The sequence below is a fragment of the Herbaspirillum sp. C7C8 genome (assembly GCF_022627875.1).
Lineage (GTDB): Bacteria > Pseudomonadota > Gammaproteobacteria > Burkholderiales > Burkholderiaceae_D > Herbaspirillum.
In genome coordinates this window covers 57,340-69,606 of sequence record NZ_JABXGG010000006.1, presented here as the reverse complement: position 1 = coordinate 69,606, position 12,267 = coordinate 57,340, and the positions used below count along the sequence as shown (strand labels likewise).

The 12,267-nt window shown below is 59.7% G+C and carries 15 protein-coding genes; all 15 read right to left on the bottom strand.

The genetic code is table 11. The annotated features are described in order from the left end of the window. Window positions 1–30: 30 nt before the first annotated feature. The 15 genes from HWE01_RS09570 to HWE01_RS09500 all read right to left on the bottom strand — a co-directional run bounded on the left by HWE01_RS09570 (window position 31) and on the right by HWE01_RS09500 (window position 12,153). Complete coding sequence (locus HWE01_RS09570; RefSeq protein WP_241821678.1) at window positions 31–825, bottom strand: DNA adenine methylase; 795 nt, start codon at window positions 823–825, stop codon at window positions 31–33. A 131-nt stretch (window positions 826–956) separates the two neighbouring features. Beyond that, window positions 957–1,472, bottom strand: a complete 516-nt coding sequence (locus HWE01_RS09565; RefSeq protein WP_241821677.1) for a lysis system i-spanin subunit Rz — start codon at window positions 1,470–1,472, stop codon at window positions 957–959. Continuing rightward, the gene (locus HWE01_RS09560; RefSeq protein WP_241821675.1) at window positions 1,469–2,044 is read right to left on the bottom strand and encodes a glycoside hydrolase family 19 protein; all 576 of its coding nucleotides are present in this window, start codon (window positions 2,042–2,044) and stop codon (window positions 1,469–1,471) included. The genes HWE01_RS09565 and HWE01_RS09560 overlap by 4 nt, the downstream gene beginning before the upstream one ends. Continuing rightward, entirely contained in the window at window positions 2,041–2,340 is a 300-nt protein-coding gene (locus HWE01_RS09555) for a hypothetical protein (RefSeq protein ID WP_241821673.1), read from the bottom strand. The genes HWE01_RS09560 and HWE01_RS09555 overlap by 4 nt, the downstream gene beginning before the upstream one ends. Beyond that, on the bottom strand, window positions 2,337–2,741 hold the full coding sequence (locus HWE01_RS09550) for a restriction endonuclease (RefSeq protein WP_241821672.1): 405 nt from the start codon (window positions 2,739–2,741) through the stop codon (window positions 2,337–2,339). The genes HWE01_RS09555 and HWE01_RS09550 overlap by 4 nt, the downstream gene beginning before the upstream one ends. 83 nt (window positions 2,742–2,824) lie before the next feature. Next, entirely contained in the window at window positions 2,825–4,081 is a 1,257-nt protein-coding gene (locus HWE01_RS09545; protein ID WP_241821670.1) for an acyltransferase family protein, read from the bottom strand. A 76-nt stretch (window positions 4,082–4,157) separates the two neighbouring features. Beyond that, window positions 4,158–4,505 (bottom strand): phage tail protein, encoded by a 348-nt coding sequence (locus tag HWE01_RS09540; RefSeq protein WP_241821668.1) that lies wholly within the window; start codon window positions 4,503–4,505, stop codon window positions 4,158–4,160. A gap of 54 nt (window positions 4,506–4,559) precedes the next feature. Continuing rightward, a complete protein-coding gene (locus tag HWE01_RS09535; protein WP_241821667.1) occupies window positions 4,560–5,354 on the bottom strand; it encodes a phage tail protein in 795 nt (264 codons plus the stop codon). A gap of 10 nt (window positions 5,355–5,364) precedes the next feature. Then, on the bottom strand, window positions 5,365–5,961 hold the full coding sequence (locus HWE01_RS09530) for a YmfQ family protein (protein WP_241821666.1): 597 nt from the start codon (window positions 5,959–5,961) through the stop codon (window positions 5,365–5,367). Continuing rightward, the gene (locus tag HWE01_RS09525; RefSeq protein WP_241821665.1) at window positions 5,952–6,998 is read right to left on the bottom strand and encodes a baseplate J/gp47 family protein; all 1,047 of its coding nucleotides are present in this window, start codon (window positions 6,996–6,998) and stop codon (window positions 5,952–5,954) included. The genes HWE01_RS09530 and HWE01_RS09525 overlap by 10 nt, the downstream gene beginning before the upstream one ends. Then, on the bottom strand, window positions 6,988–7,395 hold the full coding sequence (locus tag HWE01_RS09520) for a phage GP46 family protein (protein ID WP_241821663.1): 408 nt from the start codon (window positions 7,393–7,395) through the stop codon (window positions 6,988–6,990). Before HWE01_RS09520 ends, HWE01_RS09525 begins: the two co-directional genes overlap by 11 nt. Continuing rightward, window positions 7,392–7,940 (bottom strand): phage baseplate assembly protein V, encoded by a 549-nt coding sequence (locus HWE01_RS09515; protein ID WP_241821662.1) that lies wholly within the window; start codon window positions 7,938–7,940, stop codon window positions 7,392–7,394. Before HWE01_RS09515 ends, HWE01_RS09520 begins: the two co-directional genes overlap by 4 nt. Beyond that, window positions 7,937–9,052: a phage baseplate assembly protein gene (locus tag HWE01_RS09510; protein WP_241821660.1), complete on the bottom strand. Its 1,116-nt coding sequence runs from the start codon at window positions 9,050–9,052 to the stop codon at window positions 7,937–7,939. The genes HWE01_RS09515 and HWE01_RS09510 overlap by 4 nt, the downstream gene beginning before the upstream one ends. Next, window positions 9,053–10,288: a DNA circularization protein gene (locus HWE01_RS09505; protein ID WP_241821659.1), complete on the bottom strand. Its 1,236-nt coding sequence runs from the start codon at window positions 10,286–10,288 to the stop codon at window positions 9,053–9,055. Next, window positions 10,288–12,153 (bottom strand): phage tail tape measure protein, encoded by a 1,866-nt coding sequence (locus HWE01_RS09500; RefSeq protein WP_241821658.1) that lies wholly within the window; start codon window positions 12,151–12,153, stop codon window positions 10,288–10,290. The genes HWE01_RS09505 and HWE01_RS09500 overlap by 1 nt, the downstream gene beginning before the upstream one ends. Window positions 12,154–12,267: the final 114 nt, after the last annotated feature.

Sequence of the window (12,267 nt, the reverse complement as noted above, 5' to 3'; positions counted from 1 at the left end):
GTGCAATAATCTGCACTCAGCATCTAATTACTAGAACAGTCCGACCGGTTCAATCAGCCGATCCCAGCTATAAATCAGAAGCTCGCCCCGACGAGCAGCCTTACCGCCGCCACCGACCGTGTAGTCAATGCTCAGCTCCTCCAGTTGGAAGCCCGAGAAAATCTCGCGAATCGTCGGGTGGTCGTTGATGCTGACGATAGCCTTACCCTGCAGCGACCGCATCATTGATGCCATTTTCTCGTACTCGCCAACCGGGAATGACACACCATAGCCCTCAGTCTCCAGGTAGGGCGGGTCCATGTAGAAGAAGGTATGGGGCCGGTCATAGCGATCAACGCACTTCGCCCAGTCGAGACGCTCGATCTGCGCTGCTGCCAAGCGCAAGTGCGCGGCCGACAGCATCTCCTCGATCCGGAGCAGGTTGACGGGAGGCGCCGTCGTGGCGGTGCCCCATGTCTGGCCCTCGACTTTTCCGCCGAAGCAATGCTGCTGCAGGTAGAAGAACCGGGCTGCACGCTGGATGTCCGTCAGGGTTTCTGGCGGCGTGTCCTGCAGCCACTTAAAAATCTCCCTGCTGGACAGGGACCACTTGAACTGGCGGACGAACTCCTCGAGGTGGTTCTGGACGACACGGTATAAATTGACCACGTCGCCGTTGACGTCGTTGATCACCTCGACCTTCGCCGGCGAGCGCAGGAAGTACAGCGCTGCACCGCCAGCAAACACTTCAACATAGCAGGTATGGACGGGGAAACGGGGGATGATGATGTCGGCCAGGCGGCGCTTGCCGCCGAGCCAAGGAATGATAGGGGATGGTGTTGCCACTGTGAACCTTTCTTGTTGTGGTAGACTCCTGCCCGCCTCGCGAGGCTGGTAGGGCCTTGCTTGATTCACTGCCAACTCAGTGGATTGAGGCCCGGTCCGGTTGCTCCAACAACCGGCCGGGCGCTCTACTCTTACTGCTGTCCTGCTTCGTTAATCACTTGCTCTGCACGGTGGTACTTGTCGATACAGGCGTTGAGATCCCGCACGATGTCATCGCCTTCGAGGGCGAAATCGAGAATTCGCCCAGCAGTCGCTGGCAGAAGGTCGGCTCGCGCTTCTCGATCCCCAGCGGCGGCAGCTTGGGCAGCGGCGGCTGCACTAGCCGCGTCGACGGCGACTGACAGGCGCACAGCACCAGTGCGTAACTCATCACGCAAAGCATCCATCCGTTTTTTTGCATCGTCTTTCTCCTTTTGAAGAGCGGCCGTCATATTGGCGAAGGCTTGCTGACCTCCGCGTTCAGCCTCTCGGTATCGTTCGGTGGCGCTGGCCAGGGCGATTGCATGCTCTTCGCTGACCTCCGCCGCCCTCCCCTCATCGAGCTGCGCCTGGCGGTGGCCACCCCACAGGTAGCCACCAATCAGGCCCACGCAGAGAGCCAGCAGCACAGCGCCGAGGACGGTCACCACGGTCTGAAGCCTGTTCATGGGATCACCTCCAGCGCACGCTCCCAGATGGTCTTGCGCTCAGCAAAACCGTTTGCGTCACCGATGGCCACCGTCTTCTTACCTCGGTTGACCAGGTCGCTCACGCCATCGATGTCGCCCGCGTCAGCCCACTTGGCCAGGCCATTAACCGACCAGAACCAGCCGGCAGCACGACAACCGTGGACCGGCTCACACAGCAGGCGCGGCTGCTCCACGCAATCCACGTGCAGTGCCAGCATCGCGGCCAGGTGATTGAGGTAGCCAGTGATCTGGATCGGACCATGTCCCTTCCAGAATCGGCCCGGCGTGCTGCCATACGCGGCCGCGATTCGGATCGCCTCCGGATTGGTGTTACCGAGATCCGCGCGGTTGTCATAGGCGGCGCCGCTGGCCAACTCCTCCATAAACCGGAACTGGCCAGACTCATGGCCGATCTGCGACAGAAAGGCGGCAACGCGCAGGCGCGTATCGATCCCGAATTCCTGCATGGCTGCATTGAGGGGCTCCAAAAACAACGATGCCCGCGTAGAAGCGGGCATGATGCGTTGGAGCTGGGCAAGCGTGAGGATCATCTTGGCTCTCCTAGATCAGTTGAGCGACGGTTGCGGTAAAGCCAACCACCGGCCAGCAGGCCGGCCACGCCGACGTTTGAGATCACCTCGGCCGGCTGCGGGCTGATGTAGCCGTACAGCGGCCCGGCAATCACCCCAAATGCACCCAAGGCAGAAATGACATACCACGCACGCACCAGGTGATTGCTGCGATGGTTCATTCGATTCAGCGCGAATACGCAATGCAGGAACAGCGCGAGGCTGGCCAGGACATTGACGACTAGCAGGTAGTCGGTAGAGAGCAGGATCTTGATCATTTGGACGGCTCCTGGTTGATGTTGCCCCCTCCGAATTTTGTGCGCATCCACCCCAGCGCCAGCGGGATCACCGTCTGAGAGCTGGCCCCGATCAGAAACCCGCTACAGAGCCTGGTCGCCTCCGAATACTTCCCGGACCAGGCGAACACGTCGGACTGGATAGCCCAGGCGTGCAGCATGGGACCGACGTAGCCCCCCATGAGCGCACTGGTAATCAAGATCATCACGGCGCGAGGGCGAGATACTGGTGGCAGGCTTGAGAGCATGGCCAGGCCACCGGCCAGCCCTGCCAGCAGCATCTCGTACTGCAGTCCCAGGAATGACCCTGTAATGGTGATGGTGCCGACGGCAAACGCCCCCGAGCCGGCGCCGATCACTGCCCCTGTTGTTGGTTCTGGCATCTATGTCCCCAAATGAAAAGCCCGCACAAAGCGGGCATAAAAAAGCCGCCCGAAGGCGGCATGCTCTTAAGACTTTCTCATTTTCAATATCGGCTAATCGCACATGTCTCCACTTTCACGGAATCAGTGCCCCGTTTCCGCCGCAGCCACCCTCTATAGGCGGCCAGCATAGGCAGCTCGACATAGCGATACGCGACTACACCAACAGCAACTGAGATGAGCACTGCCACACTTGCCGCAGCAAGCGATCCCGAAGGCAGTAGGATCGGCCAGCGCGCAGCAACGGCCTGGATGATTACCAAGACGATTCCATGGGTTAAATAAATGGAGTAGGACGCAGCCCCCAAAAGCAGCGGCAACCGCGCCGAGATACGTACGCCTGCCTCGTGCGCTATCAGCGCGACGAGCAACACACACTCCGGGATTACACTTCCAATAAAGTGCCCAAAAAGCGGAACCTTTTGAAGTATCGGCGCCAGAACTGAAGGTGCCAAATGCCATCTAAAGAAGGCCAAGCTGAACAGAACAACGGCCATATTTACCCATCGTTTCGGAAGGGGACGGTCACGCAACAAATACTGCCAGATATAGAAAATCACTATCCCCGAGGCAAACGAGTTCGTGTAGTTGCCAACATAGGGGCGAAGGAAGAGGGGAATCTCTATCAATCGCCCCACCATCTCCGCACCCATGATCGCCACGATGACCAGCAACGGTGCCCATTTTTGGGTCAGCACCAAGCAGATGGCAAAAAGCAGATACAGAATAATTTCGATATTGAGCGTCCAGCCGACACCCAGCACAGGAAGAATTCCTCCATCGCTGTTCGTGTAAGGAATGAACAATAAGCTCTTCATCAGATGAAAGACTTCTTCACTGCCCGCCCACCTGATTAGGCACAAAAGCCCGCTCACCACCAAAATGGCGGGGAGCGCCAGCCAAAGATACTGCAGTATCAATTCGTCACTACACACCTTGCGACGGAAAGAGCGAAACAATGTCACGCCGCAGGCGATGAGAACACCAAATACCGCTAATAGCATCAAATGATGCCCTGATCTAAATGCTCCCGTAATCTCCGGAATGGCAAATCTCAAGTAGAGAACCAGAACCAACGCTGACGTAGCACACCAATACATAGGAGCGATACGAATCACTCGGTTCAGCATGAAGCCCTCGGCACCTTTCCGAGACACATAAGCCATCATGAATCCGCTCAAGCAGAAGAAGATAGCTACTCCACCGAACTCGGTGTGAATGCCGTTGAAAAAATATCCGGTGTGATAGAGGACGACCGCAATCGAAGCAAACGCGCGAAGCAACTGAAGATTAGATAACATTTCCCGCTAGTTGTAATTTTTTAGTTACGCAATCTTAACACCTAGCGAGATTTACGATTACTCAATGATACGTAACTCAATCATCTTGTCTATCAAGCCATGAGGGAACTGGACCACCGCCGTCATAAATCAACACCTCCCCACCAACCTCCACAGGGGTGTTGACCGCGTATTCGCGGTACTCCTCCACTCCTTCGGCTGTTACCGAGCGATAGAACAGCAGATCACGGCGATGATCCTCCACCAGTTGCCATCCGTTCTCGACGAATCGCGCAACGTATCCTTGCTGCGCCGCTGGCGGCTCATCAATCAGCGCTCCGTAGGGAATATTGAAATCACCCGGCTGCAGGGGCAGCTCGAAAGCCTCGGTCGGGTACAGAAAGAATCCCTGCGGATCTGCCTGATATACGGTTATCAAACTCATTGCTTACCTTTCAGAAAATTGCCACTGGGCGCAGTGATCGGCAGAAGACGCAGATCAAATATGGATGACAGGATTGAACGCGGTGTGCTTTGGCGCGGTTTCGGCCGTCCCTGTCGCTCCGGTGCTCCCGGTACCAGTCGGCGCACCGCCAGACGAATATTGGCCGCCGACAAGGCCCGCAACCCCACCGCCGTGAATATGCGACTTCAGGGTGTCCGCCTTGTACGAGCCGAGCGCCCTTGCATTAGCGGTATCTGCGTCCGTACCCGTATAGCGGCGGAAGATGTTGCGCAGATCCGGCACGCGGAAGCTGGTCGCATCAACGTCCACGAAGTAAAAAGCGCCGATGTTCGCTGTCCAGACTGCTTGGGTAACTACCAGCCCGTTTTCCTGAGCGAAGCCCCAGAGCGCTGCATAGGCGGTCTTGTTGAGCACGCCGCCCACGGCGCTGACCTCGGAAGCCAGCGGCGCGATGGTGTGACCGTCCATCGGACGCCCACACAGCGGACTGCGATAGCCGGTGAAATACGCGCTACTGGACCAGCGCCAGACCTCTGCAACCTCCGACACGAGGATCGGCCCGACGTCCTCGGTCGGCAGGTTTGCCACGGAGTAGGCCAACACCCCGGCGCTCTGTTCGATCAGCTTCTGAATCGCCAGGAGAAGCTGGTTCGTCTTGGTCTCGTCAGGCTCCTGGCCACCCGCAGCCTGAACAGCCAAGATCTCGTCGGTAACATCATTCCCCCACGCAGAAGGAATCAGCGAGCCTTGCTGGCCAGTCTGCTCGTTCTCGTCGATAAATTTGCCGTTGACCAGGCCGACGCCGGCAACCGATTTCGGATAATCCATTTCTTTCCCTTTATTCGTATTCGAAGAACACCACCGTGAAGGGTGGCGCCCAGCGCTTAATGACACATTCGACCGCCTCACTGGGATTCGCACCGAAGCGTTCGCCCCACAGCGCAACACCAAAGCGCCGTCCGCCGGCATGGCGCTGCCCCAGTTTGATCGTCCAGATGAATTGCGCCGCCCACGTTCCAAATCGGGCCTTACCAAAGCGAGACCGACCAAACCGGGGCGCACGCCATTCGACGGCCGTTGCATCGGGATAGCCAAGCCCCTGGGCCAGGCCCACGAAATAGGGCAGATCCTGCGCCCCCTGCGCCAGATGCCGCCGCAGCACAGCGGCCTTACGCTGCCCGAAGCTCGGATCATCTGGGAGACACTCGTCGGGCAGGCCCATGACCGCCTCCCAGTCGGGCAATAACTCTTTCATCGTCGGCGGGAACAGCTCGGCCAGCAGTGCGTCGCCTCGCGCATCGATGCGCGCAAATTCGGGCACCATACCTTGCAGAACCTGATCCACCTCGGCGCCGTAGAACTCTCGGTCCCACGCAGGACCAGGCGGGAGCAGCTGCCGCATCTGCTCCAGATAGTCCGCTTCGGTCATAGCCATGCGATGCCTCCGAAGGTCGCGATCTCATTGCGTAGCACCGTGACGCTTTCCGCTGGGACCACCATTTCGTGATCCTCCTCTCCAACGGCTCCGCTGATGGCTTCATCCTGGTGACTGCGCGGCAATGTCACACCCAGCGATGCTTCCGCCAGAATCAATGCCTGCAATGCCGCTGTCACCGCAGCACGCACCGGGCCAGTATCCGGCGTGAGCCTGATCTGGTAATTGACGGGCTTTGGCGTAGGCGTCAGCACGTACAACTCACCGGTGGCGTGCCGCCTCTTGTCGATGTAATCAAACACTGCCGCGCGAAACGCTTCGTTGGGGAACGGATCATCATCGCCATCGCACATGATGAACACCGCCACCGTACCGGGGCCCACCCAGTTGCGCCGCGTCCAGGCTCTGGTCACACCGGGATATTCCAGCGCCCAGGTCTCATAGTCATCGGCAGAGCCACCCTGCGGGACGATGCGATAGGTACGCAGCACCGCCGCGCGCAGTTGCTCAAGCGTCTCCTGGTCGACGCCACCGGTCATGCCGGCGGCCACGACCGCGGCTTCATCACTCACACCCAACACCGGAGACACCGCCGTCAGCTTGGTCCCGCCATCAAGATTACCTGCCACACCCGCAGTCACCGCCCGGATTGGAACAAGCGTCACACCATTGATAATCGTGTCTGCGGTCACGACCACTTGGCTCCGATCCGGCGCCTGGTAGAGCGAGCCAGCATCAATCGGTGCATCGGTCTGCCCTTCGCACTCCATGAATCCAGTCGCGTAGGTCGCGGCCCGGTACCCACGACCGAGCCGCCATTGCGCATAGCGAAGAAGCATGTCCTCATCGCACTTGTCCGGCAGACTCTGCGCGGCAATGTAATCCTGGTGCTGGTAGAGGCCAGCAGCCACACCGCTATGCGCGCGGGCCAGCACTTCGGCATCCGTCCGGCGAAGTGCGCCGGACGAGGTAGCGGGCACCAGATCTCCCCTCACCCGCTTAATCAAGGCCACAAGGCCCGGAATACTAAACGGCATTGATTACCCTCCAAAAATCATCGATTTCGATCTGTAGCGGCTCGTCATCCAATAGATCAATAACCGCGTTCATCGTCACGCCGTCGGTATCCGTCCGAGCAACCGTCACCGTCACCTTGCTCGCATGGCCATCGGAGACGAACCAGGCCAGCGCCTCTTCGCCGAATGCGACTGCGTCTTGAAGTGTCTCGTCCGTGATGGATCGGCGCTGCAGCAGCCACACACGGGAGCCGATCTTGTCATCGGTGACTGTGGGGTAACTATCCCCCCACCAACCGAGCGGATCGGCACCGTCGTTCGGATCAGAAGGATCTGCACGTCGCCAACTGAAGAGGCTAATGATCGCTGCACGCCACAGGACGGCGCGGCGGTCATCCTCAGAAAGAGTCAGGATCATCCGCCACCTCCTGCCTGCGGCAGACTTGTCTGCGGGCCGTCGTGCTCTTGGTGGAAGTGCTTGCCCATCGGGATGCCATCCACGACCACCTCGGGCATCTCCATCGGCCCGGTCGATTCAGCTGTCCCCGAGGCATCGAGCTTGTAATCACCCGTGGCGATGCTGACCGCCTCCTCGGCGACCACCTCGTAGCGCTTCGCCTTGACCCGATAGACATCGCACTCGACCTCGATAATGCGCCCCTGCCTCAGCACGATCCGTGCACCTTCGTTCGTATAGATGGCCACCTCGCCGGCCTTCAGGTCGGTCGGGCGGTAACGCTTGTCGCTCGGCATGATGACGGCCGCATGAGAGCGGTCTCCATCAAAGAACAGGGCGAGACCGCCCGCACCGACAAGAGGGATGGAGGTGATGCCGTACTGCTCGAACAACTCCACATCATCCTTACCCTCGCCGGACAGAATGCTGACTTGCACGCGCTGGCGGCGCTGACCAGGCTTGGTTAACATCACCGTGCACCTGGCGATTGGACTGTCGTTGCTCATGAATTCCTTTCCCAATCCGCAGGCAGCAAGTATTCGAAGCCATCTTTCGATTTCTTCAATTTCATGCGCTTGCGTTTGTCATTTGGTTCTGGCTCGAAACCATCCGGCGGCGCGACTTTCAAAACCGCTGTTGTACCGGCAGAGCGGGAACGCTTGTAGCTGACTTCCGAAATCAGCATGTCGCGGTCAAAGCCGATCAGCGGATCGACCACAGACACCACCATATTCGGCACCCACAGCGCGCCATTGGACTGGTACCAGCCCTGCACTGCATAGGTTGTTTCGAGCGCACGACTGATTCGGCTTTCTCGTTCCCAGTCTGCCCGCCACTGAGCCAGCTCGTTGGTGATCTGGCCAGATTCCCGAATAACCAGGCGCCGATGGCGAGACACACGGGTATCAACGGATGAGGCAGCCACTTGTGCGCTGTTCTCCTCATCATCGTCATCATCATTGCCAGACTGCTGCCCCTTGGTCACGTATTCAGAAAACACGTTCGAGAAATCAAGATCCGACTCCCCGGACAAGATGTTTTCCCGATAGACCAGTCGGTCATGTGCACGTCCGGCACTCCCTGGCCTGGCCATCACCATCCGGCCGCGTCCGTCGTCCATGGCCAGCAACCGCGACAGAGTGAGCAAGCGATCCAGCGATTCGAAAACTGTCTCGCCGGGCTTCACGGTATGGTCCTTAACCATGGTGCTGTCACCAGCCTCATTGATGACCGTGATCCCGTAGGGCTTCACCAAGGCGCGCGCAATATGCTCAATGGTTTGGTTGCGCCACTGTCCGGGCTTGTCATCCGGGCAGCAGTCCACCAAATCTGCCGGGCGGGAGCGCCCCTTAATCGACAGCGATATCGATTTAGCGTCATATCGAATCGGAGTACCAAAGACATAGCCAGTCAGGATCAAATGGCTGTCAATGCGTACCTCGCATCGGTCGCCCTGCCGGACCCGCACTTCACCCCGCTGGTTCTCCGGCCAATCCCAGGTCACCGTCAAAGTGAAGTCGCGCGCCAAGCGCAAGACTCCCGCACCGATATCCACGTCCAGCCAGCCGGCGTAGTCCTGCCCATTGACGTTCAAAGTGACGATTTCTCGATCTGCCATTTATGTCCTCGCCACTTGCAACTCGACCGCCGGAACAAATCCGGCATGCCGGATTCGGTTCCGGGACACGATTTCCGTCCCGCGCGATGCGTCTGCGTATAGTCGATAGGCGAGCACCAGCGCCGGCACAGTAGCGCTTGGTGTCTCAGTACGCAGCCTGACACCCGCACGCGCTACCGCCGAGAGATGAGCATTCACCGCCTGCCGCGCGGCGTTGAGCGTCTCGTAGTGCCCCAGCGGCGAATACAGGGCGTACTGGAAGACGGCTTCGGCCAGGTCATCCCTGGCGGCCACGATGTCATCAGCGACCGGTACCTCTTCCGCTGTCGTGATCGTGGCCGCCTGCATATCCAGGCTGGGCGTTGCACTTCCCGAGACGGACGGCGCCGGGATCGGCACAGCTGCTGCATCAAGCATGCCGTTGTAGGTCGCCGCGTCTTGCATCAGCGCCACCAGGGCCGACTGCACACCCTGCGCATCCTGACCACCCGAGACCGGCGCCTGGGCCAGCGAAGTGATCGCCGCTCCACTGCTCGACACCGAACTACTGGAGCTACTGAAACTGCTGAAGGGCCGTTCCAGGTCAGCCAGGGTCGAGAAGACCGTCGCACCAAAGGAGGACGGCGCACTCAAGAGCGAATCCACCATGGCGCCAGTGGAGGAAAAGAGCGAGGAAAGCGGCTTGACGTAGTTATTGACCGCTCCGTACACGGCCGCCACGTTCGCCTGGATGGCCCCCACCTTCACCCTGGCCATGTTCACCGCCGCCATCGCCTCGGCGAACCGAGTGAGCGCTGAGTCCTTGACCGATGTTGCAGACGTCTGCACTTGCTGAGCCGTGTTCGCCGTCGCGACGGGAAACCCGAGTTCGCCACCTTCCACAAAGACCAGCTCGAAGCGAACGACACCACCCTCATCCCAGCTGTGGCTGGCGGTACAGTCGCCGGTGGCCGTGACCTTCATCCGCCCGTACCAGGGATGGATCAACTCCCCCTCCCCTGGCTTGTTCAGTTCTGCCAGTAAGGCGTCTCGCTCTTCCAGGCAGGCCGGGCCAATCACGAAGGCGACAAAGCGAATAGTCCTCGTCTTGCTCCCCATGTCCTCCACGCGCGGCTTATCTCTGCCGGGATACTCGAAGACCACCACATCCCGGCCAACCGGCGAGGTCTCGGTATTGACACGGAAGGGGACGCCTCGGAAGGAGGCCGGCTTGAGCCGCTTTTTCCAATCACTCATCAGTTCCGTCCCAATGTTCTGTAGCCTACCTTCGGCGTGATGTTCAAGCCCGGCTGGTTGGACTGCCCCGCATCGACTCGCATGCCGGGCTGCGCATCATCAAAGCGCACCACCAGTTCACCGCGCAGGTTCGCTGTTGCCCCTGCACGACCGGCGCCGGCGATCAGCTGCTGGCGCCACCCAGCGGGACCGCCACTTGGCGTAGAACTCGCATCGCCCGAAACGCCCCGACCTGCACCAGCTACACTCGGGAAGACACCAGGTACACCCGAGTTTCCTGCCCCACCAAAGCCGCTGGCTACGGCGGGCACCTTGCGGCTAAACACGAAATTGAAGCCGTCAATCAACGGCTGCACATAGGGGCGGATGCGATCCCACATCTTGCTGAACCAATCGACGATGGGCTCCCAATTCTTGATGATCATGCCCAGCGGCGTGAAGCTGAACACCGTCTTGATGAACTCCCATCCCGCAGCGAAGCCGGATTTGACGACATCCCACATTTGACTGAAGAACGGCCCGACCGAGCGCCAATTCGCGATCAGGAAGCCGGCCGCCAATGCGATGAGGCGCACGGCAATGCCGATAGGCGTCAGGTTCGAGACGGCCAGGAACAGCTTCGTCGCCATGGTGGCACCCAACACCGCAATACGCAGACCGACGAAGCCGACCGCAGCCCCGACCAGACCCTTGATCAACCAGGGATTGGCTGCGGCCATCGAGGCGATTCCGTCTGTGATCGGCCCGGCCACCGCCAGCAAGCTATTGAGCGGCGGTAGCAACACGTTACCGACGTTGACACCCAGCGCGATCACGCGGTTGGTGAACAACTGGACGTTGTTGGCCGTGGTCGCCGCTCGCGCTGCATACTCCTGATTCATGGAGTTGGCAAACTTCGTCGCGTCCGTGACCTTGCCCAGGTTCTCCTTCAGCTTGTCCAGGTTCGTCAACATCGGCGCAATCGCCTCAATCGACTCCCGACCGAAGAGCTGTTGCAGCACCGATGCCTGCTTGGGCTTATCGACCTTGCTCACCGCCGTCAGCACGCGCAGCATCGTGCCCTGGGCATCCTTCTGCATGTCGACCGCCAGCTTCTTGGCATCGAGCCGCAGTGCTTTGAAGGTCTGCTGCTGTTGCTTGGTGGCCGAGGCCCCGGCCGTCAAGGTCAGGAAGAAATTCTTCATGCCGGTGGCGGCGACATCCTCCTGGATACCCACGCCAGCCAGCGTTGCGCCCATGGCGGCGATCTGGCCCGAGGCCAGCCCGGCCACCTCGGCCAGCGGGCCGATACGCGTCACGATGGCCGAGATCTGCTTGGCCTTCGCGGGACCGGTGTTGCCGAGATAGTTGATCTTGTCGGACAGCGCGACGACTTCATCCTGCGTCATCCGGAAGGAGGTGCGCCACTTCGCCATCATCTCGCCGGCCTCGCTGGCGCTCTGATCAAAGGCCACACCCATCTTGACCGCATCCTCGGCGAAGCGCGGCAGCTCACTGCGGTCAAAGCCGGCCTGCCCACCGGCCGCCACGATAGCCGCAATATCCTTCGCAGCCATCGGCAAGCGCCGGGACATCTGCAGCACGTCCTGGTTCATCTGCTTGAACTGGGCCGGCGTATCGAAGTTGACGACCTTCTTGACGTCGGCCATGGCCGATTCAAAGTCGATAGCCGACTTCGTGGCAGCAACCATCGTGGCCGCAAAGGCCCCGCCCTGTACCAGCTCGCCCAGCGAGATCTTCTCGCCCAGGCTGCTCGACGTCAGTTGCTTCCGAAACGATGCAACGTTCTTCCGGATGCCGGCCAGCGTCGGAGACAGCTTGTCGACGCCAGTGATCAGCGCCTTCAATTGAAATTTATCTGCCATCCCTATCTCTCATTTGCTCAATACGCCAGGCCTGAGACCGATGCTCCATCAAATGGGATATCGTTCGATCCAGCTCGATCTCAGGATCGACTTGCCAGAACCACGCACACTCGT